23 protein-coding genes are annotated in these 22,164 nt (G+C 59.7%); 9 read left to right on the top strand and 14 right to left on the bottom strand.

All coding sequences use genetic code 11. The annotated features are described in order from the left end of the window. The first annotated feature begins 21 nt into the window (after positions 1 to 21). Positions 22 to 918 (top strand): LysR family transcriptional regulator, encoded by an 897-nt coding sequence (locus ACTJKV_RS06640; protein ID WP_440598603.1) that lies wholly within the window; start codon positions 22 to 24, stop codon positions 916 to 918. Between the two features lie 67 nt (positions 919 to 985). Here ACTJKV_RS06640 and bdcA read toward each other — a convergent pair whose 3' ends face one another. Beyond that, positions 986 to 1,693 (bottom strand): SDR family oxidoreductase, encoded by a 708-nt coding sequence (bdcA, locus tag ACTJKV_RS06635; RefSeq protein WP_440598539.1) that lies wholly within the window; start codon positions 1,691 to 1,693, stop codon positions 986 to 988. A 78-nt stretch (positions 1,694 to 1,771) separates the two neighbouring features. On the opposite strand from bdcA, the gene ACTJKV_RS06630 reads away from it, so the two are divergent. The 3 genes from ACTJKV_RS06630 (at position 1,772) to ACTJKV_RS06620 (ending at position 5,358) form a co-directional block, all read left to right on the top strand. After that, positions 1,772 to 2,374 carry a TetR/AcrR family transcriptional regulator gene (locus ACTJKV_RS06630; RefSeq protein WP_440598538.1) on the top strand — a complete coding sequence of 201 codons (603 nt, stop codon included), beginning with the start codon at positions 1,772 to 1,774 and terminating at the stop codon, positions 2,372 to 2,374. A gap of 132 nt (positions 2,375 to 2,506) precedes the next feature. Continuing rightward, complete coding sequence (locus ACTJKV_RS06625; RefSeq protein ID WP_062426306.1) at positions 2,507 to 3,649, top strand: alpha-hydroxy acid oxidase; 1,143 nt, start codon at positions 2,507 to 2,509, stop codon at positions 3,647 to 3,649. A 437-nt stretch (positions 3,650 to 4,086) separates the two neighbouring features. Beyond that, positions 4,087 to 5,358: a D-alanyl-D-alanine carboxypeptidase gene (locus tag ACTJKV_RS06620; RefSeq protein WP_274101949.1), complete on the top strand. Its 1,272-nt coding sequence runs from the start codon at positions 4,087 to 4,089 to the stop codon at positions 5,356 to 5,358. 36 nt (positions 5,359 to 5,394) lie between these two features. Here the strand turns inward: ACTJKV_RS06620 and ACTJKV_RS06615 are convergent, their stop codons facing one another. The 9 genes from ACTJKV_RS06615 to ACTJKV_RS06575 form a co-directional block, all read right to left on the bottom strand. Further along, complete coding sequence (locus ACTJKV_RS06615; RefSeq protein WP_274101947.1) at positions 5,395 to 6,135, bottom strand: metallophosphoesterase family protein; 741 nt, start codon at positions 6,133 to 6,135, stop codon at positions 5,395 to 5,397. 5 nt (positions 6,136 to 6,140) lie between these two features. Next, on the bottom strand, positions 6,141 to 6,497 hold the full coding sequence (uraH, locus tag ACTJKV_RS06610; RefSeq protein ID WP_112359937.1) for a hydroxyisourate hydrolase: 357 nt from the start codon (positions 6,495 to 6,497) through the stop codon (positions 6,141 to 6,143). Beyond that, positions 6,494 to 6,994 carry an ureidoglycolate lyase gene (locus tag ACTJKV_RS06605; protein WP_274101945.1) on the bottom strand — a complete coding sequence of 167 codons (501 nt, stop codon included), beginning with the start codon at positions 6,992 to 6,994 and terminating at the stop codon, positions 6,494 to 6,496. The genes uraH and ACTJKV_RS06605 overlap by 4 nt, the downstream gene beginning before the upstream one ends. A 3-nt stretch (positions 6,995 to 6,997) precedes the next feature. Further along, positions 6,998 to 7,360: a HepT-like ribonuclease domain-containing protein gene (locus ACTJKV_RS06600; RefSeq protein WP_274101943.1), complete on the bottom strand. Its 363-nt coding sequence runs from the start codon at positions 7,358 to 7,360 to the stop codon at positions 6,998 to 7,000. Continuing rightward, positions 7,357 to 7,650: a nucleotidyltransferase family protein gene (locus ACTJKV_RS06595; RefSeq protein WP_274101942.1), complete on the bottom strand. Its 294-nt coding sequence runs from the start codon at positions 7,648 to 7,650 to the stop codon at positions 7,357 to 7,359. The genes ACTJKV_RS06600 and ACTJKV_RS06595 overlap by 4 nt, the downstream gene beginning before the upstream one ends. Positions 7,651 to 7,712: 62 nt before the next feature. Continuing rightward, positions 7,713 to 8,216 carry a 2-oxo-4-hydroxy-4-carboxy-5-ureidoimidazoline decarboxylase gene (gene uraD, locus ACTJKV_RS06590; protein WP_274101941.1) on the bottom strand — a complete coding sequence of 168 codons (504 nt, stop codon included), beginning with the start codon at positions 8,214 to 8,216 and terminating at the stop codon, positions 7,713 to 7,715. Beyond that, on the bottom strand, positions 8,216 to 9,139 hold the full coding sequence (puuE, locus tag ACTJKV_RS06585; protein ID WP_274101940.1) for an allantoinase PuuE: 924 nt from the start codon (positions 9,137 to 9,139) through the stop codon (positions 8,216 to 8,218). The genes uraD and puuE overlap by 1 nt, the downstream gene beginning before the upstream one ends. Positions 9,140 to 9,268: 129 nt before the next feature. Next, entirely contained in the window at positions 9,269 to 9,976 is a 708-nt protein-coding gene (locus ACTJKV_RS06580) for a DUF1045 domain-containing protein (protein WP_113180647.1), read from the bottom strand. Positions 9,977 to 10,081: 105 nt separating this feature from the next. After that, the gene (locus tag ACTJKV_RS06575; RefSeq protein WP_274101937.1) at positions 10,082 to 11,275 is read right to left on the bottom strand and encodes an NAD(P)/FAD-dependent oxidoreductase; all 1,194 of its coding nucleotides are present in this window, start codon (positions 11,273 to 11,275) and stop codon (positions 10,082 to 10,084) included. On the opposite strand from ACTJKV_RS06575, the gene mnmD reads away from it, so the two are divergent. Continuing rightward, the gene (mnmD, locus tag ACTJKV_RS06570; protein ID WP_274101935.1) at positions 11,274 to 12,020 is read left to right on the top strand and encodes a tRNA (5-methylaminomethyl-2-thiouridine)(34)-methyltransferase MnmD; all 747 of its coding nucleotides are present in this window, start codon (positions 11,274 to 11,276) and stop codon (positions 12,018 to 12,020) included. The genes ACTJKV_RS06575 and mnmD overlap by 2 nt on opposite strands. Positions 12,021 to 12,101: 81 nt before the next feature. On the opposite strand, the gene ACTJKV_RS06565 is transcribed toward mnmD, so the two are convergent. Beyond that, positions 12,102 to 13,652, bottom strand: coding sequence for a DEAD/DEAH box helicase (locus tag ACTJKV_RS06565; protein WP_112360016.1), 1,551 nt, complete (start codon positions 13,650 to 13,652; stop codon positions 12,102 to 12,104). A 420-nt stretch (positions 13,653 to 14,072) separates the two neighbouring features. Here ACTJKV_RS06565 and ACTJKV_RS06560 point away from each other — a divergent pair, with 420 nt between their 5' ends. Then, complete coding sequence (locus tag ACTJKV_RS06560) at positions 14,073 to 16,046, top strand: response regulator (protein ID WP_274101934.1); 1,974 nt, start codon at positions 14,073 to 14,075, stop codon at positions 16,044 to 16,046. A gap of 183 nt (positions 16,047 to 16,229) precedes the next feature. Here ACTJKV_RS06560 and ACTJKV_RS06555 read toward each other — a convergent pair whose 3' ends face one another. The 3 genes from ACTJKV_RS06555 to ACTJKV_RS06545 all read right to left on the bottom strand — a co-directional run bounded on the left by ACTJKV_RS06555 (position 16,230) and on the right by ACTJKV_RS06545 (position 18,473). Then, complete coding sequence (locus tag ACTJKV_RS06555) at positions 16,230 to 16,613, bottom strand: DoxX family protein (protein ID WP_274101932.1); 384 nt, start codon at positions 16,611 to 16,613, stop codon at positions 16,230 to 16,232. A 331-nt stretch (positions 16,614 to 16,944) separates the two neighbouring features. Further along, entirely contained in the window at positions 16,945 to 17,742 is a 798-nt protein-coding gene (locus ACTJKV_RS06550; RefSeq protein ID WP_062440083.1) for a class II glutamine amidotransferase, read from the bottom strand. Between the two features lie 110 nt (positions 17,743 to 17,852). Further along, entirely contained in the window at positions 17,853 to 18,473 is a 621-nt protein-coding gene (locus tag ACTJKV_RS06545) for a L,D-transpeptidase (protein ID WP_062426291.1), read from the bottom strand. A 436-nt stretch (positions 18,474 to 18,909) separates the two neighbouring features. On the opposite strand from ACTJKV_RS06545, the gene ACTJKV_RS06540 reads away from it, so the two are divergent. From ACTJKV_RS06540 to ACTJKV_RS06530, 3 genes are read left to right on the top strand one after another with little or no spacing between them, the layout of a single operon-like run. After that, a complete protein-coding gene (locus ACTJKV_RS06540) occupies positions 18,910 to 20,319 on the top strand; it encodes a circularly permuted type 2 ATP-grasp protein (protein ID WP_062426290.1) in 1,410 nt (469 codons plus the stop codon). 3 nt (positions 20,320 to 20,322) lie between these two features. Next, positions 20,323 to 21,264 carry an alpha-E domain-containing protein gene (locus ACTJKV_RS06535; protein WP_062426289.1) on the top strand — a complete coding sequence of 314 codons (942 nt, stop codon included), beginning with the start codon at positions 20,323 to 20,325 and terminating at the stop codon, positions 21,262 to 21,264. A gap of 27 nt (positions 21,265 to 21,291) precedes the next feature. After that, positions 21,292 to 22,113 (top strand): transglutaminase family protein, encoded by an 822-nt coding sequence (locus ACTJKV_RS06530; RefSeq protein ID WP_062598759.1) that lies wholly within the window; start codon positions 21,292 to 21,294, stop codon positions 22,111 to 22,113. The last annotated feature ends 51 nt before the right edge of the window (positions 22,114 to 22,164 follow it).

The following is a 22,164-nucleotide window of genomic DNA, read 5'->3' as shown; positions in this document are numbered from 1 at the left end:
GCTCATGCAAAATTCCCATCAATCATGCGCCCATCCTTGACCGAACTCACCGCCTTCATGGCCGTCGCCACCCATCGCAGCTTCCGGCGTGCGGCGGACGAGCTTGGAACGGCGCCGTCCACATTGAGCCACACTGTGCGCGCGCTTGAGGAACGCCTTGGCGTGCGGTTGCTGAACCGGACGACCCGCAGCGTCTCGCCCACGGAAGCGGGACTTTCACTGCTCAATCGGCTGCACAATGTGATGAATTCATTGGATGAGGCGCTCGATGCCACGGCTGCCTTTCGCGGCAATGTGGCGGGGCGAGTAAGGATCAACGCGCCGCGTGTCACCATTGCCTATCTTGTGCGGGAAATCCTGCCGCTGATGACGGAGCGGTATCCGGATGTCGAGGTCGATCTCGTGGCAGATGGCCGGTTGATCGATATCGTGTCCGCCGGCTTCGACGCCGGTGTTCGCCTGATGGAGGCAATCCCGAAGGACATGGTCGCCGTCCCTTTCGGCAAGCCCGTGCACTTTCTCTGCGTCGCCTCACCCGCCTATCTCGAGCGCGCCGGAGAACCGTTCACGCCGCACGATCTCACTCAACATCGCTGCATCGGCCACCGCCTGCCGAGCGGCAAGCTTTACAAATGGGAGTTCGAGCGCGCTGGGCAGGAACTGACCGTCGAGACTGGCGGAACCGTGGTCCTGGATGACGAGGATCTGATGATCGAGGCTGCCGCAAGTGGTCTGGGGATCGCCTATGTCGTCAGCTGGATTGCCGAACCCGCGATCGCCGCCGGCCAATTGAAACCGGTGTTGACCTCCTGGATGCATCCGCCTGAGAGAATGGCGCTCTATTATCCCGGCCATCGATCGGTTCCGCCACCGCTGCGCGCCTTTATCGACGTGGTGAAATTCCAGCCGAGCGTATAAGCCGAATGCCAGCTCTATCTATTGGAAAGGCTAAGGAAGCCAACCGGCTCCCTCCGCCCTGTTCACATCAGGCACCAAAGGCGCCGTCGATGGTGTGCATCGCACCGGTCACGAAGCCCGCTTCCGGGCCGGAAAGCCAGACCACCATGCCGGCCACTTCCTCCGGGCGGCCATGGCGCTTGATCGCCATGAAGCTGTGCATCAGATCCTTCATCGGCCCGCTTTCAGGATTGGCGTCGGTATCGATCGGGCCAGGCTGCACGACATTGATGTTGATGCCCCGGGGTCCGAAGTCACGCGCAAGTCCTCTTGCCAGTCCCTGCAGCGCAGACTTGCTGACCGCATAGGACGCCATGCCAGGCACCGGCATCCGGTCGCCATTTACCGAGCCAATGACGATGATGCGCCCGCCGTCCGGCATCTGCCGCGCGGCCTCGACCGATGCGTGATAGGGCGTCTGGATGTTGATCTGGAAAAGACGATCGATTGCATCCGGGTCCTGTTCGAGGGCATCCCCGAAGATGGCGATGCCGGAATTGACGACCAGGATATCAAGAGGGCCGCTCTCGCGCACGACCTTGATAACCGCATCTCTGTTAGCGCTATCGGCCTGGATCGCGGTGCTTCCCGTTTCGCTCGCCAGGCTCTCCGCCGCATCTTTCGAGGCGCCATAGGTGAATGTGACCTTCGCGCCATCGGCTGCGAAACGGCGCACGATGGCAGCGCCGATGCCCCGGCTGGCGCCGAGCACCAGAATGGATTTTCCTTCGAACATGGTCTGTGCTTCCTTGAAGATTAACGTAATGATCGATACATAAATACCCAAAGAGTACCTTGGTCAAGGCATTATGTAATGAACGATACAAAAATCTCCAAGCCCCGAGGCCGCCCGCGCCGCTTCGATCCTGACGAGGCCGTTGCTACGGCAAAGCATCTCTTCCACGCGCGCGGCTTCGATGCGCTGGGGGTCGCGGAGATTACGGCGGCACTCGGAATCAATCCGCCAAGCTTTTATGCCGCTTTTGGCAGCAAGCTCGGTCTCTACCGGCGGGTCCTCGATCAGTACAACAGGACGGACGCCATTCCGCTGCCAGATCTGTTGCAGCCGGATAGGCCCATCAGCGAAAGCCTGACGGCGGTGATGGAGGATGCCGCGCGGCGATATGCGGCAGATCCTGAGGCCAGGGGCTGCTTGGTCATCGAAAGCACCCGCTGCGACGATGAGGAAGCCCGAAACGCCGCAAGGGCGTTCTATGCGGCGGCAGGCCAGGTCATCCGGTCTCACATCGCCCAGAAATTTCCCGACAAGGCGGATCGGCTGGCCGACTTCGTCTGCTCAAGCATGGCCGGCCTTTCCGCCATGGCGCGCAACGGAGTGAGCCTCGCGCGCCTGCTGGAAATTGCGCGGCTGGCAGGCAAGGCAGTCGAACTGGAGCTTCATTCCGCGAACGGATGAATGCTGCTTTGCCCTTGCGGCGTAACACGCGAGGTGAGCACCCTTTCCTGCCCGCTTGCGCAACGATTCCGGTGACATGGTGCCGAAATCCGTGCTATGGCCAACTGTCATTCAAATTTGAAGGCTTTATCCATGAGCAAAATCCTCACCATCGCGGACCTGAAGAAACAGGCGCAACGCCGCGTGCCGAAAATGTTCTTCGACTATGCCGATAGCGGCGCGTGGACCGAAGGCACTTACCGCGCCAATGAGGACGATTTTCAAAAGATAAAGCTGCGTCAGCGCGTGCTGGTGGACATGACCAATCGTTCGCTGGAAACGGAGATGATTGGCGAGAAGGTCTCGATGCCGGTCGCACTCTCTCCAACGGGCCTCACCGGCATGCAGCATGCCGATGGTGAGATGCTGGCGGCCAAAGCCGCCGAAGAGTTCGGCGTTCCCTTCACCCTCTCGACCATGAGCATCTGCTCGATCGAGGATGTCGCCTCCGTCACCTCGCGCCCCTTCTGGTTCCAGCTTTACGTGATGAAGGACCGCGATTTCATCAACAACCTGATCGACCGGGCGAAGGCCGCCAAGTGCTCGGCGCTGGTGCTGACGCTCGACCTTCAGATCCTCGGCCAGCGCCACAAGGATCTGCGCAACGGTCTCTCTGCCCCGCCGAAATTCACGCCCAAGCACATCTGGCAGATGGCGACGCGGCCGAAATGGTGCCTCGACATGCTGCAGACCAAGCGTCGCAGCTTCGGCAACATTGTCGGCCATGCCAAGAATGTGTCCGATCTTTCCTCCCTCTCTTCCTGGACGGCAGAGCAGTTCGACCCGCGCCTCTCCTGGAAGGATGTGGAATGGATCAAGGAACGCTGGGGCGGCAAGCTGATCCTCAAGGGCATTCTCGATGAGGAAGATGCCCGTGCTGCGGCTGACACGGGTGCGGATGCCATCATCGTCTCCAACCATGGCGGTCGTCAGTTGGATGGCGCACTCTCCTCCATCGCCATGCTGCCGAAGATCGTCGATGCCGTGGGTGACAGGATCGAAGTCCATATGGATGGCGGCATCCGTTCTGGTCAGGACGTGCTGAAAGCCATCGCGCTCGGCGCCAAGGGCACCTATATCGGCCGCCCCTTCCTCTACGGTCTCGGCGCAAACGGAAAGCTTGGCGTGACGACGGCGCTCGAGATCATCCGCAAGGAAATGGACATCACCATGGCGCTCTGCGGCAAGCGTCTGATCACCGATATCGATCGCAGCATCCTCGTTCAGAACGCCTGATCATCGCACCACCGCACCGATCCGACGTTCCGGCGCCCTCACAATGACGTGAGGGCGACATGCCTGTAGGCGGCTCTCAAGATGGACGCCGGTTGATCTGCCGAGCGCTTCTGCCACCTGCCGTGTGGACGACCCGCCTTGTGTGGTGAGCACCTAAAAAACCCCGGAAACTCAGCACTCCTAGATGGCCCTTCCGCGTGATTGCTATCGTGCCGAGCCCCCTGACACAGCCGTCCGAAGCACTGCAGAAACCCTTCATCCACCCGCCAAGCCCCAAATCTGACCCGCCACCAGTGGGGGTCGATTTTCATACTTAATTAAGCATGAAGGCAGTCTTTAAACTTTGAACGGTTTTGTTGCCCGAAAGCGGCGTTACCTTATGCGGAACGGGCAGCTTCGGGACGAACCCACATTCGATGGGCAGTAAGGGGAATTTCATGTCGGGTAAGATCAGACGGGGAACGGCTGAAGCGTGGCTTTTCGCTTTGGCATTTTTCTGCGCGATCCTCACTTTCGGGGCAGCACCAGCGCAGGCACGCTATGCGCATATCGTCATCGATGCGAATTCTGGAAAGGTGCTGGATTCGCAGAATGCCGATCAGCTGAAATATCCCGCATCGCTAACCAAGATGATGACCCTCTATCTGACGTTCGAGGCGCTGCATAAGGGCCGCATCACCTGGGATCAGCGCATCACCATGTCGAAGAATGGCGCGGCGACCATTCCCTCCAAGCTTTATGTCCGCGCCGGCACGACCTTCACGGTACGCGAAGCCGTCTATGGCATGATCGTCAAATCCGCCAATGATCTCGCCGAAGGCATGGGCGATTATCTTGGCGGCTCCGAAGCCCGCTTTGCCGACATGATGACGCGCAAGGCGCGCCAGCTTGGCATGACGAAAACCGTGTTCCGCAATGCATCGGGTCTGCCGAACAAATCGCAAGTCACCACCGCACGCGACATGGCGAAACTCGGCCTCGCATTGCAGCGGGATTTCCCCCGCGAATACAAGATGTTCAGCTCCACATCCTTCACCTTTCGCGGCAAGACGATCCGTGGCCATAACCGCCTGCTAACGCGCTACAAGGGCGTCGACGGCATCAAGACCGGCTACACCAACGCCTCCGGCTTCAACATCGTCAGCGCCGTCAATCACAATGGCCGCAGCGTCGTCGCCGTGGTCTTGGGTGGACAGAGCGCCCAACGACGCGACAATCAGGTCGTCGCGCTGCTTGACCGTACCCTTCCGAAAGCATCGCGTTCGCGCGACACCGAACAATTGGTCGCCAGCGCCAGCACCAGCCGCACCTTCGACACGCCACCCTCCGTGGTACCTCTGCCGATGTTTGCCGAGCGCCATGACCCGATCGCCAATCAGATTGCGGCGGCAGATGGCATGATGGCCGATATAATGCAGACTTCCGTCGCAGCCCCATCCGCCGTTCCTCCAGGCAGAAGCCGCTGGGAAGTGCAGATCGCCGCAACCGACTCGGAAGCCGCCGCCCTCTCCATGCTGAAATCTGCCAAGGATTCGCTATCCTCCGGCCATGCCGGTGTAGCACCCTATACCGAAGCGGTCAGAACCGGCGGCGCAACACTCTACCGCGCCCGCTTCACCGGCTTCGACACTCAGGCAGAGGCGCTTTCGGCCTGCAAGGATCTGAAGGCACGCTCCTATTCCTGCGTGGTCATGACCAGCAACGGCTGAGCTCTGACAGCAGAGCTCCGCCCAGATCAGGCCAGTTCAGTCCAACCAGCCGCTCTCGATCGCGTTGCCGACGCGGTCCATGCCATTCTCGCGAGCCAATGCTGCCATGGGCGCTACGTCATAGCGGATATTGCGATGGGTCACCTGAAAGCCATGTGCGGTGTCTTCGAGAACCGCATATGACGCCAGGCCATGGCCGACATCGACCTGATGATAGACCGGCTCGTCATCCTTCCAGCCGGGACAACCCACACTACCCGGATTGACGATCAGGCGACCGTCGGAAAGCTGCAAGGTGCGGGCAAGATGGGTGTGGCCGCAAAGCATGATCGGCTGATCGATGCTGCGGGCGAGCGCTTCGATCTCGGCGCGGGCACGCAGATGCAGCACACCTTCCGGCAGGATACGCTCCAGCCAATAGTCCAGATCGCCAGCCGGTGAACCATGGCAGCAATAGGCCACGTCCTTGAACACCATGTCGAATGGCAGCGCTTTCAGCCATTCGAGATCCGATGGAGAAAGCTGCGGGTAGATCGTCTTTTCCCACGACCCCATCTCATCGGGCTGCTCCTCGATCAAGGCGCGGTCATGATTGCCCCGCACCGTCGGAATGCCTCGATCGATCAGCAATCTCGCGGTGCGCCCCGCTTCCAGCGGACCGCTGAAACAATCGCCGAGATTGACGATGTCGGTGATGCCAAGCTTTTCAATATCGGCCAGCACCGCTTCAAGTGCTGCATGGTTTCCGTGGACGTCGGCAATCGCAGCAAAGATCATGACGATCAGCTCCCGCGATAAGTGGAGTAGCTGAAGGGCGAAAGCAGCAGCGGCACGTGGTAATGCCCGGCCTCATCGGCGATGCCGAAGCGGATCGGAATGATATCGAGGAAAGCCGGTTCCGGCAGCACAAGGCCTTTCTGGCGCAGATAATCGCCGGCATGGAAGACCAGCTCATATTGCCCCGCGCGGAAATCCTCACCCACCAGCAGCGGCCCGCCATCCACCCGGCCATCGCTATTGGTTTCCACGCTCTTCAGCTTCTCGCGACGCTCACCATCCAGCCGGTAGAGATCGATTTTCAGTCCTTGCGCAGGCGTACCGTGGGCAGCATCGAGAACATGGGTCGTCAGGCCGGTCATGGACGTGGCTCCGCTATGAAAAAGGGTTGCTCGTAAAAATACTCTTCCAGATTGATGCCTGGACCATCGCGGTCCACCACCAGAAAGTCGCTCGTCTCACCAATTGTCATCAGCGGATGGTGCCAGACATTGCGATGATAGTTCACTCCTTGGCCGGGCGCTGCGAGATAAGCCTGGGGCCGACCGGGCTTGCCACCCTCATCCTCCGCGACCACCACCAGAAACGGTCGCGCTGAGAGCGGCGAAAAGCTCTGGCTGCCAAACGGATGCCGCTCCATCATATCAATGGCATGGGGAAAGTGTCGGGGCGTGCCGCGAAAGAGGTTGATCACCACGCGCGCGCCCTCACCGACCACATCGGCTTGAGCGAGCGCATGATACCGCTCGGTATTGCCGCCATTGATGAGGCGCATCGTCGACGGATCGGCTTCGATGACATCGCCAAAGGCACGAAAGGCTTCGCGCTCCAAAGGGCGGATTTCCAGAAATTCACTCAATGCTTATTCACCTTGCGCGCGCCAGTTCCGGATGGTGGCAACACCCTCTTGCAGATCGGGGATGATTTCAGTGACCGCCCGCCAGATGGCAGGCAGCTCGACCTGGACATAGTCAAGCAGAATGAGGTCTCGCATATCTCTGATCGGTGCCCAAGGCACATTGGGATGCTGCGGCAAGAATTCCGGTGCCTCACCGTCAATCTTGATCATGGCTTCGCCGATGAGAAACAAGCATAGCATCACCGCCATCTGGGTCCGCGTGTCGGAGCGGAACGACGCTTCGTCCATATCCCGCACGAAGCTCTGAACTCTCGACGCGATCGTCTCGATCGTCTCGATATGCTGAAGCAGGCTGTCCGATCTCATATCGGCCTTGCTTCTTCTACGACCCGAAAGCGAATGCGCTCAGGAAGATCGCCCGCCGTGAGAAGATGGACATTAGTCCCTCTCATCATGTCCGAAAGCTCCTCCAGCAACCCGCCGAGATCGAAGAGCGTCGTCCCTGGCAAGGCATCGACTAGAATATCGAGATCGCTGTCCGGCCGGTCCTCGCCGCGCGCCACCGAACCGAAGACGCGCGGGTTGGCCGCATTGAAGCGCTTGGTCGCTTCGCGGATCGCCTCTCGATTCTGCTCCAGCACGTCCGACGGTCTCATCGCCTAAATCCTTTGCTGGCGGGGAATATAGGGCGCAAAAGGCCGCATGGAAAGCCGCCGCCTCAGGCAGCAGCCTCAGGCAACAGCGCGGAAAGGCGCAAGTAAGCGATCTTCTCCACCTGTGCGGTTGCCGTGGCAAACTCCTGTTCGGCATCATTGTGAATGCGCTCTTCGAAGGCACGCAGAATATCGTCCTTGTTGAGCCCCTTCACTGCGATGATGAACGGAAAACCGTTCTTCTCGACATAGGCCGTATTGAGCGCGGTGAAGCGCGCATGCTCTTCCGGCGTCAGCCGATCGAGCCCGGCACCGGCCTGCTCCTTTTTGCTGTCCTCTGTCAGCCCGCCGGCAATAGCGAGCTTACCGGCAAGATCGGGATGCGCCCGCAAGACGCCGAGACGCTCCTCATAAGAGGCGGCACGAAACGGAACGCACAATGCCCCGTGAACACCTTTCGCCGTCAGCGGCTCCACCACCAGACCTGCACCATAGGCGCGTTCGGCAATGAAGGGCGAATGCTCGAAGACGCCGCCGAAACGGCTGATGAAATCGTCGCGCTCTAGCATCAAAGCGCCTCCGGCTTGTGATGCTCATGCCAGTGGCGCGCGATGTCGATGCGCTGCGGTATCCAGACCTTCTCGTGGCCGAGCACATATTCGATGAAACGGCGAAGCGCTGCCGCACGTCCCGGACGACCGACCAGACGGCAATGAAGCCCGACGCTCATCATCTTGGCGGAGCCTTCCACGCCCTCCTGATAGAGCACGTCAAAGGCATCCTTCAGATAGGTGTAGAACTGATCGCCGGAATTGAAGCCCTGCGGCGTGGCAAAGCGCATGTCGTTGGTTTCAAGCGTATAGGGGATGATCAGGAACGGATCGTTCTTCGAACCCTTGACCCAATAGGGCAGATCGTCGGCGTAGGAATCGGAGGAATAGAGGAAGCCACCCTCCTCCATCACCAGCTTCAGCGTATGGTCCGACGGCTTGCCCTGATACATGCCGTAGGGCCGTTCGCCCGTCAGTTCCGTGTGCAGCCGCACCGCTTCGAGAATGTGTTTGCGCTCTTCCTCTGCGGAAAAATCCTTATATTCCAGCCAGCGATAGCCGTGGCTGGCGATTTCCCATCCCGCTTCCTTCATCGCCGCAACCGCTTCCGGATTGCGCGCCATGGCGGAGGTCACGCCATAGACAGTGGTGGTTACGCCGAGCGACGTGAACATGCGCCAGAGACGCCAGAAACCGGCGCGCGAGCCATATTCGTAGATCGATTCCATGTTGAGGTTGCGCTGACCGGCCCAAGGCTGCGCCCCGACGATTTCGGAGAGCAGCGATTCCGACGCCTTGTCATTGTCGAGAATGCAGCTTTCCCCGCCCTCTTCATAATTGATGACGAATTGCACGGCGATGCGCGCCTCTCCCGGCCATTTCGGATCGGGAGCGTTGCGGCCATAACCAATGAGATTGCGGGGATAGTCTGCGGAAATCATCAAATCACCTTCACGAAATTTCGTGAACGGTAGCATCGCAGACCGGAAAGTCGAGAGCGTTTCAGCGCAATTTCACCAAAAGCGCCCACTGCTTTTACGCTGGGCTGAAACGTCCAGCGCGCCTTGCAATCAGGCGATCTTGCGCGCCGAGACGCGGCCCATGGGATGCAGCGAATGCACCCTGAAAGGCGCCCCCGGCTCCTCTTCGACGAAGAGCGCCAGATTGGCAAACTCCAGCGGTCGCTCCAGCAGGGCGGCGAAAACGCTTCGCAAGGCCCGCTCCAGGCGAGCGCAATCGGCTGGCACGATGGCGCCGGTCAGCGTCATCTGAAAACGAAACTCATCCATGACGTAAGGGTGTCCCCAGCGATGCAGATTGGTCAGTTGGGCGGCAGAGAGCCGGTGCGGATCGGCCCGGTCGATATCGGCATCCGACAGAGGCGCGCGGTAGCGGTCGAAGTCCTGCACCACGCTTGCGGCGAGGAAATTCAGCGTCTCCGACGGCCAGGATGGGACGAGCCCATAGCTGTTGCCCAGCTTGGCGATTTCGAGCGGCGGCAGCGTGAAGGGCTGGTGCGTGCCGGCAAACCGCATCAGGTCGCGCAGAAGCCCGGCTTCGGTCATGCCTTCGGCAAGGTAAAACGGCGCCTTGATCGCGCCGTGGAAACCGTATCGGCGCGGAAGTGCAGTGAAGTAGGAGAGTTCCTGCATCCCAAGCCCGGTCTGCGGCGGCGGCTCGACGCTGTGGCCGGAATAGACGTCACGACCAAGCCACGATGCAGCAGCAAAGGTCATCGGGTCGTTCGGGGAAGGCGTGTAATGAATGGCGTACCGCATGCGTCGTCACCTCGCCCCGCTCAACTGGGATTTACGTCTGTATGTGCATGGCGACAGCAGATAGGTGATTTGCGTGACAGATTGACGACGCAAAACGAAGACGAATCAAAGATTTCCGTGAACGAGAGCCAGGTGCGTTTCGGTGCGGAAGCCCAAAGGCACATCCATATCCTGGCCCTGAACGGCGCAAAGCGCAGCATTCGCAAGACGATGCGCCAGACCGAAGCTCACCTTGAAGCCGCCGGTCAGGGCAACGATCTGAGGATGATCAGGATGTGCGCCCACCATCGGATCACGACCAATTGCTTTTGGACGAAGACCGGCCCAACGCTCGATGACCTCGGCCGTTGAAAGCGCCGGCACAATTTCCCTTGCCGCATCCATCAGAGCGTCCAGCTTCGCATCGGTGCTGAAGGCATCGGCAAAATCTTCCTCGCTGGTGCTGCCGATCGCAACCGTTCCGTCCTCATGCGGCACGATGTAAAGCCCGTTGAGGAAGACCACCGGCATGGCGGGATCGATCGTCGCCCGCAACAGGGCGGCCTGACCCTTCACCGCCTGCCCCAGTGCTGGCTCGGCGGCAAGAGCAAATGCCTGCGTCAAGAGTGGAAACGACGTATGGCCCGCCGAGACAATGGCATGGGAAAATGACAGGCGCGCGCCGTCATCGAAATGCGCGACGCGCTCTTTTCCCAGCGAGACAACCCGTTGGCCCTCTACGACACGCACGTGCCGCGAAGCTTTGAGACGCGCAGTGAGTGCTGCAACCAAAGCCCGCGGCGAGACCTTGGCGGCAAAGGTATCATGCACAAAGCCCGCCTGCCCCGCGGATGCATCGACCCAGTTTTCCACGGGCGGCGCGTCCAGCACATGCCAGTGAAAACGCTGCCCCTGCTGATCCCAATTGGTCAGCGCCTCCTGGCGGTGGCGTTCGGCGATGGGCCGCAGATGCGGCTTCGGCAGCGGGATGATGCGCCCGCATCGCCGGTAACCGGCCGACATGCCGGATTCGGCTTCCAGCTGCGCAATCTCGTCTTCAAGCGTCAGAAGCGCATCGAACTGAAACTGCTTCTTGTCGTTCCAGCGATCTGGCATATGCGGCATCAGGGCGCCGAGCAGGCCGCCGCTTGCGCCGCTTCCCGTTTGGCCGGCATCGACCAGCACCGTATCGATCCCCAGACGGTCCGCCTTCAGCGCCGCCCACAGGCCCATGATGCCGCCGCCGACAATCAGCAGCGCGGCACTGGAGGGCCAAGGCGATTGACCTTGGTGATCGGGAAGACTATCGGCTTGGACCATGACACATCCCGAAGACGCAAGACCGGACAGCACCGGCAACAACATGCTGGATTGGCGAGAGGGCGATATGCCCTATTCCCTGGCCTTTGGCGATCATTTTTATTGCCAGACCGAGGGGCGGCTGGAATGCGAGCATGTCTCTCTCAACGGCAACGGACTGCCGGATCGCTGGGAAGATCACCCGAAAGAAACCTTCGTGATCGGAGAACTCGGCTTCGGCACCGCGCTCAATCTCACCGAGACATGGCGGCAGTGGAGGATTGCGCGCAAGCCTGGTCAGACATTGCACTTTGTGTCCTTCGAGCTTTACCCGATGCGCGCCGCAGAGATCGACCGGGCGCTCTCGCGCTGGCCCGAGGTGAATGCCGAGCGTCAGGCCCTCGTTGCGCTTTGGCCGGAAGAGCCCCACGGTATCGTTGAGCTGCAACTGGATGAGCAGACGAAGCTCACCGTCGTCTGCGGCGAGGCGTTACAGGGTATCAAGCAAAGCGACCTTGTCTTCGACGCCTGGTACCTCGATGGCTTTGCGCCATCGCGCAATCCGGACATGTGGTCGGTGGAGATCATGAGCGCGATCTACGACAAGACGCAAGAGCGCGGAACCTTCGCCACCTATGCCGCCGCGGGCTTTGTCCGCCGAAACTTGCAGTCCGCAGGCTTTGCAGTCGAGCGCCGAAAGGGCTTTGCCGGCAAGCGCGAAATGCTCTGCGGCACGAAGCAGGGCGATAGCAGATCGGCCGAGTAGCCTCGCCGTCCCATCGACAAGATACCCAAAACAAAAACGCCCGGATCATCGTCCGGGCGTTTCCAGTTTTACAAAGCTATATCAGCCGCGCTTGCGACCGCGACCGGCGTTACCGGCAGGACGAGCCTGACCGGCGGCGGCAAAGGAGCCAGCCTTGCGGGCAGGACGGCCCTGGCCGCCACGATGCTTGCGCGGACCTGCAGCCTTGGCGCCTTCGGCACCTTCAACCTTGGTACGCTTGAAGTCGGATGTGACTTCCAGATCGTTGTCGCGTTCGACAGGAGCGAACTCGCCCGCACGCTGTCCACGGAAATCGCCATTGCGACGTCCACCGTCGCGATGACCACCTTCACGGGGACCGCCCTCACGATGAGCACGGGCCGGACGATCGCCATGCGCACGCTCGCCGCGCTCGCCACCCTGACGACGACCGCCATTACCGGCGCCGTTTCCACGACCGCCACGGTTGCCGCTGCCACGGGTCGGGCTGGCAAGACCTTCTGGACGCTCGCCGGAGAGGACCGGAATTTCGATCTTCATCAGCTTTTCGATGTCGTGCAGCAGGCGGGTTTCGTCCGGTGCGCAGAATGCAATCGCAATACCATCGCGACCGGCACGGGCCGTACGGCCGATACGGTGCACATAGGCATCCGCCACTTCCGGCAGATCGTAGTTGAAGACATGCGTCACGGCAGGAATGTCGATACCACGTGCAGCAACGTCCGTCGCCACCAGCACCTTGACTTCACCATCCTTGAAGCCCTTCAACGCGCGCTCGCGCTGGCCCTGGCTCTTGTTGCCATGGATCGACGCGACCTTGAAGCCGATATGCTCAAGATGCTTGTAGAGCTTTTCGGCACCATGCTTGGTGCGAAGGAAGACGATGGCGCGGCCATCGGGGTTTTCCGACAGAGACTTCTTCAGAAGGTCCGTCTTGTCGTTCTTGCCGGCAACGAAGTGAACATACTGCTCCACCTTGTCGGCAGCCTTGCCCGGAGGTGTCACTTCCACCTTGACCGGATCGGTCAGGTAGCTACCAGCGAGATCGGCAATCGTCTTCGGCATGGTCGCCGAAAAGAGAAGCGTCTGACGCTTGGCAGGCACCATCTTCGAAATCTTGCGCAGATCGTGAATGAAGCCGAGATCCAGCATCTGGTCGGCTTCGTCGAGAACGAGATGCGTGACCTTGGACAACGAAATCGCGTTGCGCGCGATCAGGTCGAGCAGGCGGCCAGGCGTGGCAACGAGAATGTCGGTGCCCTTTTCCAGCTGCAGCTGCTGCTTGTTGATGGATGCGCCGCCGACTACCTGGTTGATGCGAAGCGGCGTCTTCTTCACGAAGGCGCGCAGGCTTTCACCGATCTGGTTGACCAGCTCGCGCGTCGGCGCAAGGATCAGGGAGCGGGTGGTGCGGTTTGCAGGACGTTCGGCATGCTTCATCAGCATTTCGATCATCGGCAGGCCGAATGCAGCGGTCTTGCCGGTGCCGGTCTGAGCCAGACCAATGACGTCGCGACCTTCCATGAGGAAGGGAATGGCTTTCGCCTGAATAGGTGTTGGTGTCGTGTAACCGAGAGCGGTGACCGCAGCCACGAGCTTTTCGGAGAGGCCGAGTTCGTTAAAACTGGTCAATAGAATACCTTTCGGGGCGCCAAAACGCTTCAGCCGGTTCAGCCCATGCTGTCCGGTTGTCTTGGCGTCAAGAACCCCGCGTGAATTGGGAACTTGGTGGTTGAAATGACTTTCTGCGCTGAGCACCGGCGAAGGGTCGCCGTATTCTGTATTGCCTGCGCTTTTCCTTCATGCGTGCGTATAATTTTCAAGTGGACGCTACAGCTCACGCGGCTGTGGAAGGTGAAAGCTTGACAGGCATGTGGTCGTTTTGCCGAAAAAAGTCAAGCAATTCTTTCGCAGGCACCACGCTCCCAACCTGATGCTTATGGTTAAAAAAGCGTGAAAAGCCTTGGTCGCCCATGGTTTTTCATGCTCACCTCTCCTAGCTTGCGATCAGATTAAAGATATTTTGATTCCATTGATGGTGCGGAGTACGGCTTGAGTATCGAGGGCAGCTTGTTGGAAAAGGCTTGCCAGGGCGTTTCGTCCCTGCACCTGCCGGCTTGCGTCAAGAACAGCGAGTTGCGCTATATCTGCGTCAACGCAGCCTATGCCCGCTTTGCCGGAAAGAACCAACAAGACTTCGCCGGGCAAACCAGCCGCCTCATCTTCAACACCGCGGACGATGTGGAGCGGGAGGACAAGGAACGCCGCTGTCTCGTCTTCGCCACCGACGAGGTCGCCACATGCCGGGGCATCTTGCCCGAGGCGCAGACCCTGCGATGCGAGCGCTTCATCGACGAGGCCGGGCAGATCTTCCTCTACGAAGTCTTCGAAAAGATGCCGGACTTCGACAGTGCGCCGCGGCCGAATTCGGTCAGTGTCATGGAAAATGACGGTCAGGGTGCAGAAGAAGGTGGTCGGCGCCGCGGCGACGCCGCCCGGTGGCTCTCCGAGATCAAGACGCCGCTCACCGGCATTCTTCGCATGGCAGACGCGCTGGCCCGAACCGACCTCGACACCCGACAAAAAACCTATGCGGACGCAATCGTTCACTCCGGCAACGCGTTGCTGCGAAGCCTGGACGCTGTGCTGAGCGCCTCTGCGACTGACGCCTCAGCATCCTTGCAGACCAGCCTCTTCGATCCCGCCGATCTGGTGGAAGAGATTGCGTCGCTGCTCGCGTTTCATGCGGAAGAGAAGGGGCTGACACTCTTTACCGACATCGATTCATCGGCAGAGATCACGATCGAAGCGGACGCAGCGCGCTTGCGCCAGATCGTCACCCACCTCGTCAGCAACGCCATCCACTTCACCAGGTCCGGTCATGTCATTATCAGGCTGAAGGCTGAGAACGTTGCGGACAGTGCCTCACTTCGGCTGACCGTCGAAGATACCGGCATCGGCATGTCGCAGGAGCAGCTTGCCTCTATCCTTGGTCAAACGAGTCGTTCTGCACCCGCCGCAGCCGGGCTCGCTGAAACCCTCAGTATCGTGTCTCTGTTCGGTGGCCGGATCGAGGCGAAAAGCGAAGAGAATAGTGGATCGGTCTTCACCGTGACACTTCCAGTTTCCGTGATTTCGGCACAACCCGTCACACCTCCATGGCCTGCCCATGCAAGCATCCTGGTGATCGACGGCAATCCGATGAGCCGCGATATCCTGACAAGACACCTCAGCGACTGGAAGCTGGACGCCTATGCCGCCGAAGACGGCACAACCGGGCTTGCCGTTCTGGAGGAAGCCGTAGCGCTCGGTCTGCGCCCCGCCGCCATCCTTGTCGATGAAGCGATGCCCGATATGCGTGCCAATGACGTGGTCGATTACCTCCGCCGTCATCCCGGCATGCAGGACATACCCGTGATCCTGCTGACCGCGCTTGGAGAGAAAGACGCTTGCGAGAACGCTGAAGCCTACCTTGCCAAGCCGGTTCGCAGGCGAAAGCTTCGCGAGACGCTGGAAGCGCTCATTCCCGCTCCTGCTCTGACGGACATCCCCTCGCCTTCGATCCCCGCACCTGTCGAGGATGACCAGCCGTTTCACCTGCCGCAGCCGCCCCGCAAGAACGGCTCCGGCATCGATGTGCTGGTGGCTGAAGACAATGATGTCAACCAGATCGTCTTCAGCCAGATCCTGCAGCAAACGGGACTCAGCTTCCGCATCGTCGCCAATGGCAAGAAGGCCGTGGAAGCCTGGCGCAAGGAGAGCCCGGCGCTCATCTTGATGGACGTGTCGATGCCGGTCATGAGCGGCTACCACGCCACCCAATCCATCCGTCAGACGGAAGATGACGAAGACGGCCGCCTCGGCCGCGTGCCGATCATCGGCGTTACGGCACATGCTTTGGATCTGGACAGCGAATTGTGCTTGGCGTCTGGCATGGACGACTATGTCTCAAAACCCATCAGTCCCGAACTGCTGCGCGCCAAGATCAGCCAGTGGCTACCGAAGGGCGCGCTGGAAGCGTTTTAAAGCGCCGTGTCCTATTGGACCCTCAAAGGGTGCTTTACCTTTTTGAATCGACGCATCGTGCTTTCCGAAAATCGAGACGGCACCGACTTTAAGCGCCTCCGATGGGAGTTGCGGTTGAATCCCAATAGCCCGCTCTCCGTCATCCGTGGGTCGAGCCCAAGGATGACGGCGAACAAGGGCGTCTTAACGCTTGTCGACTGCGAACGCGCCCGGACCGGCGGTCACCAAGAACAGGAAGACGAAGCAGAAGAGGATTGCAGCATCACCGCCATTGATGGCGGGGAAGAAGCTCTTCGGCGCGTGTGCCATGAAATAGGCAAAGGCCATCTGGCCGGAGAGAATGAAGGCAACCGGGCGGGTGAAGAGGCCAACGAGGATGAGAATGCCGCCGACGAGTTCCAGCAGAGCGGCCGCAAGAAGAAGCGGCGGAAGCGAGCCTTCCATTGTAGAAGGAGGAAAGCCGAACAGCTTCTGCGTGCCGTGTTCGATAAAGAGAAGTGCGGCGATGATGCGCAGTGCTGCAAGGGCGTTAGGCTGGTAACGGGACAATTTTTCAAATACCGACATTCAAGCGTTCCTGATTGGCGCATTTCCAGCGGCGGTGCTTAGCTTCGTGTCTAGAAATGCTTAAAAACAAAGGGTTGAAGCTCATACGATGGAAATACGGTCATCGCATTTGCTCTGGGTTGCGCTTCGTCGATAGGCGCGAAATCGAGCGCTCGATAATCACATTTCCGCTATCGAAAAGAAGGAGATCTATCAGCCACAGGCGCAACTCTCCGTTGAGTTGAAAAAATGGTCCGTTTCCCGCCTCGCCTAGCGGAATTCAACCGGCAGCATCTATTGGCGCCAGAAATTAATCCACATATTTTAGGTTTCGGTTGACGGCACACCGCACTCAAGCGGTCATCAGAACCGCATCGCGATAGTAAGGCGTGAAGGGCTTGAACTCGATCTTGCCCTTGGTCACCGTCGCCACTGTATTGGCAGGGATGATTTCCCACATCTCGCCGCCAGTGCCGAAGGGTTCGGAGGCGATGGCGATGCCCTCTCCCATATTGCGCCAGTAAAGGGTCGGTGGGCGGGCGTCGCTCGACCAGCGAAAGGCATGCAGCGTATCGCCATCGGCGTGGATGGCGCTGAAACGAATGGGTTGATCCACGCCTGCATCCAGCACCACATCCATGCAGATTTCGATGGTGCGCGAAAGCGCATCGACCGGGTCCTTATCGAGACCGAGGCCAGCGGCAATCAGGAACATCGCCTCGCTATCGCCATTGCCGGCCCGCGAGCAGTAAACATCATCGGAAATATGCGCCTCGATGGCGCGCTTCACCTTCTCATAGCCGCCGATCTGGCCGTTATGCATGAAGAGGTGTCGGCCAAAACCGAAGGGATGGCAGTTGGCCATGGAAACGCCGCCGGTGGTGGCGGAGCGCACATGCGCCAGAAACATGCCAGCGCGGATTTGATGACAAAGCGAGGTGAGGTTCCTGTCAGACCATGCGGGCAGGATGCCGCGATAAATGCCCGGCTCCGGTCTTTCGCCATACCAGCCGATCCCGCACCCATCGCCGTTCACCACCGTCTTGGCTTCCCTTGCGGCAAGCGACTGGCTGATCAGCGAACTCTCCGGCTCGATCAGCAGAGTGTCGAGCCAGACAGGTGAGCCGGAATAGGCAAGAAAACGGCACATGCGCATACCTTCATATCAGGTTGAAAGCGCCCCACCGATCGGGCCATTGGGGCGGCCTCATTGTTCAACAAGGCCGCTCTAACGCCCGATCAGGGCGTTAATGAGATGCTTCAGGCCTGGATCACGACCACGCGGGCGCCGACTGGAACGCGCTCGTAAAGGTCGATGATATCGTGGTTGAGCATACGGATACAACCACTCGACATGGCGTGTCCGATCGACTGCGGCTGGTTTGTGCCATGCAGGCGGAACATCGTGTCATTGCCGTTGCGATAAAGATAAAGCGCACGCGCACCCAGCGGGTTGTTAAGGCCGCCTGGCATGCCGCCGGCATATTTCAGGTTCCGTTCCGGCTCGCGGCGGATCATGTTCGGGGTCGGCGTCCAGCTTGGCCATTCGGCCTTGCGGCCCACATAGGCATTGCCCTTCAGCGCCAGACCCTGTCGACCGACACCCACACCGTAGCGAACGGCGCGGCCATCGCCGAGAACGAAATAGAGGCGGCGTGCCGGTGTGTCGACGACCACGGTTCCTGCCGGATAGGTGGTTTCATAGGCCACTTCCTGGCGGCGCAGTTCCGGCTTGATCTTCTCAAGCGGCATGGCTGCCATGGGAAATTGCTCATTCGGCAGAGCCGCATAGTTCTGCCGCTGGCCCGCGGGATTGATACTTGCACAGCCTGCCAGGAAAAGTGGCAACCCAAACAGGACACCACGACGCGAAATCGACATATTACCCCCTGCCGTCACGAATCTTTCGATTTAACCAGAGGTATATTTTTATGGTTAACAAATATCTAATATCCCTGCCCGGAGGTTAAGGACGAGCGAGCACCACATCCCTCTGCCGAGTCCATTCTTATTCTGCCTTGGCCGCGCCGCATCTTCTTCTCCGGCACTCAATTCTGGGGGAAGGACGCATAATAAAAATGCGCTCAATTTATAGGCATTGAGCCCTCGCATCGGGCGTAAAAACCTCCGCAATTCTACCAACACGGAATGAACTTTCCACGCGCTGCCGCATTTTGATGCTGAGAGGGAAAGATTGCTTTATTTTCAGTCGCTTTGAGGGACCGAGGCGGCCCAAAAAATCTGGATCGCCGACCGCTCATGCGGCTTGCATTGCTTCCAACCTTGTATTCAAATGTACAAAAAGGGGATCTGAAAGTTGGCATTTGATGAAATGATAAATGCGGACACCACGCCGCGAAGCCCATACGCAAACTACAACGACTGGTATAGCCGACAGGACCGGTCGCATCTGATCCAGAAATCCAAGGACGCGGAAAACATCTTCCGCAGAACCGGCATCACCTTTGCCGTCTATGGCCACGCCGACAGCGCCGAAAAGCTCATCCCCTTTGACATCATTCCGCGCATCATTTCCGGCAAGGAGTGGCGCAAGCTTGCCCAGGGCATCGAACAGCGCGTCATCGCGCTCAACGCCTTTCTGGACGACATCTACCACAAGCAGGAAATCATCAAGGCAGGTCGTATTCCCCGCGAGCTGATCGAGAAGAACGAAGCCTTCCTGCCGCAGATGATCGGCTTCCGGCCGCCGGGCGGCGTCTACACCCACATTGTCGGTACCGACATCGTGCGCACCGGCGAAGACCAGTTCTACGTGCTGGAAGACAATGCCAGAACGCCGTCGGGCGTCAGCTACATGCTGGAAAACCGCGAAACCATGATGCAGATGTTCCCCGAACTCTTCCATGAGAACCGGGTTCAGCGCGTCGAGGACTACCCCTATCAACTGCGCCAGTCGCTGGCGTCGCTTGCGCCGCCCGGCTGCAAGGGCAAGCCACGCGTTGCGGTGTTGACCCCCGGCATCCACAACTCCGCCTATTACGAGCATTCCTTCCTGGCCGACATGATGGGCGTGGAACTGGTGGAAGGTTCGGACCTGCGCGTCATGGACGGCAAGGTGAAGATGCGCACCACGCAAGGCTATGAAGCCATCGACGTGCTCTATCGCCGGGTCGACGACGATTTCCTCGATCCCCTCACCTTCCGCCCGGATTCGGCGCTTGGCATTCCCGGCATCATGGATGTCTACCGCGCCGGCAACATCACCATCGCCAATGCGCCCGGCACCGGTATTTCCGATGACAAGGCGATCTATTCCTACATGCCGGAAATCGTCGAGTTCTATACTGGCCGCAAGCCGCTTCTGGAAAACGTGCCGACATGGCGCTGTTCGGAACCGGACAGCCTGAAATACGTGCTCGACAATCTCGCCGATCTCGTCGTCAAGGAAGTGCACGGCTCCGGTGGTTACGGCATGCTGGTCGGCCCGACAGCCTCGAAGAAGGAGCGTGCCTTGTTTGCCGAGAAGCTGCGCGCGCGGCCGAACAATTACATTGCCCAGCCGACGCTTTCTCTCTCGACTGTTCCGATCATGGTGAAGAACGGCATCGCGCCACGCCATGTCGATCTTCGTCCCTATGTGCTTGTGTCCGACAAGGTCAAAATCATTCCAGGCGGATTGACCCGCGTGGCCCTCAAGCAGGGTTCGCTCGTGGTCAATTCCAGCCAGGGTGGCGGCACCAAAGACACCTGGGTACTGGAGGACTGAGCCATGTTGGGAAGAACTGCAAACGGGCTCTACTGGATGTTCCGCTATATCGAGCGCGCCGAAAACATCGCGCGTCTCGTCGATGCGGGCCTGCGTGTCTCGTTGACGCGAAGCGGCAGCGCGGATGAGGATTGGGACGGCGTGCTGCAAAGTGCGGGCGTTCGCGAAGCCTTTCTCAAAGACAACGAGAAGGTCACGTCGGCAGATGCGATCGACTATCTCCTGCGCGACAAGAGCAACCCGTCGAGCGTGATGTCCTGCATCGACTCCGGCCGCAACAACGCCCGCATGGTGCGCACCGCACTGACGCGCGAGACCTGGGAAGCGACCAACGAGTTCTGGATCGAGCTGAAGAGCCTGCTCGGACGCCGCTTGAAACCGGCGGAAATGCCGCATGTCATCGATGTCATTAAGCATCGGGCAGGCCTGGTGCGCGGCGCCTTCCACGGTTCGATGCTGCGCAACGACCTCTACAATTTCTCGCGCATCGGCACGTTCATCGAACGGGCGGACAACACCGCGCGCATTCTCGATGTCAAATATTATGTGCTTCTGCCTGCGGCAGCACAGGTCGGTTCCTCGCTCGACAATGCACAATGGGAATCCATCCTGCGCTCGGTGTCGGCCCACCGCTCCTATGGCTGGGTCTATGACGCGGAATACAAACCCGCCAACATTGCCGACTTCCTCATTCTCAACGCCCGCATGCCGCGTTCGCTCGCCTATTGCTATGAGAAGATCGTCAGCAACCTCGGCTATCTCGCCAAGGATTATGGCGAGCGGCACAAGGCACACGAAACGTCGGACGCCATTTTGTCGACACTGAAGGAAACCACCATCGACCGCGTGATGGATCGGGGCCTGCACGAGTTCCTGGAAGCCTTCATCAACAGGAACGGCCAGCTGGGTCAGGAAATCACGGAAGGTTACCGCTTCTATCAGTAGGCGGTACAAGACGGGGATACGGGGCGAATGCGTCTGAAGATCAATCACACGACCGAATATCTGTACGAAGAGGTGGTGCCATACTCCCTTCAGCGCCTGCGCCTGACACCGCTCAGCGGCCCAATGCAGACCGTGCTGAACTGGGACGTCGTCGTTGAGGGCGCGACAGTAGAGACGCGCTACGACGACCATTTCGGCAACCGCATCGAGCTTGTGGAAAGCGAAGGCCCGAGCCGCGCCGTGAAGGTTACGGCAAGCGGTGAAGTGGAAACGAAGGACAAGGCAGGCGTCTTCGGCGCGCATATCGGCAACGCGCCGCTTTGGCTTTTCATGCGCGATACGCCGCTGACCAAGCCCGGCAAGCTGATACGAGAGATCGCCCGACAGAGTTCAGGCAGCACCGAACTGGAACGCCTTCACGAACTGATGGCCCTGATCCACCTGGAGGTCGAATATCAGACCGGCAGCACCGGGACCGAAACCACGGCAGAACAGGCGCTGGAAGCCGGCAAGGGTGTCTGCCAGGACCACGCCCATATCTTCATTGCCGCCTCCCGCCTGCTCGGCCATCCTGCCCGATACGTCTCCGGCTACCTGATGATGGAAGGCGTCGAAGAACAGGTGGCAACCCACGCCTGGGGTGAAGCCCATCTTCCCGGCCTCGGCTGGGTCGGCTTCGATGCGGCCAACAAGATCTGCCCGGATGAGCGCTATGTCCGCATCGCCACGGGCCTATCCTACCGCGACTGCGCCCCAGTGTCGGGCATGCGCGTCGGCGTCTCTGGCGAAAGCCTGAGCGTGTCCGTCACCGTGCATGAATCCCAGAGCCAGAGTCAGTCGCAGAGTTAAGGCGCCGTTGCGAAAATCGAGCCCGGTTTTCGGGCCGATGCTTTAGAGCCA

Source organism: Agrobacterium sp. 22117 (assembly GCF_052045735.1).
In the GTDB taxonomy this organism is placed as follows: Bacteria; Pseudomonadota; Alphaproteobacteria; order Rhizobiales; family Rhizobiaceae; genus Agrobacterium; species Agrobacterium cavarae.
The sequence above is the reverse complement of the archived record's forward strand: the minus strand, read 5'-3'. Positions and strand labels throughout refer to the sequence as shown.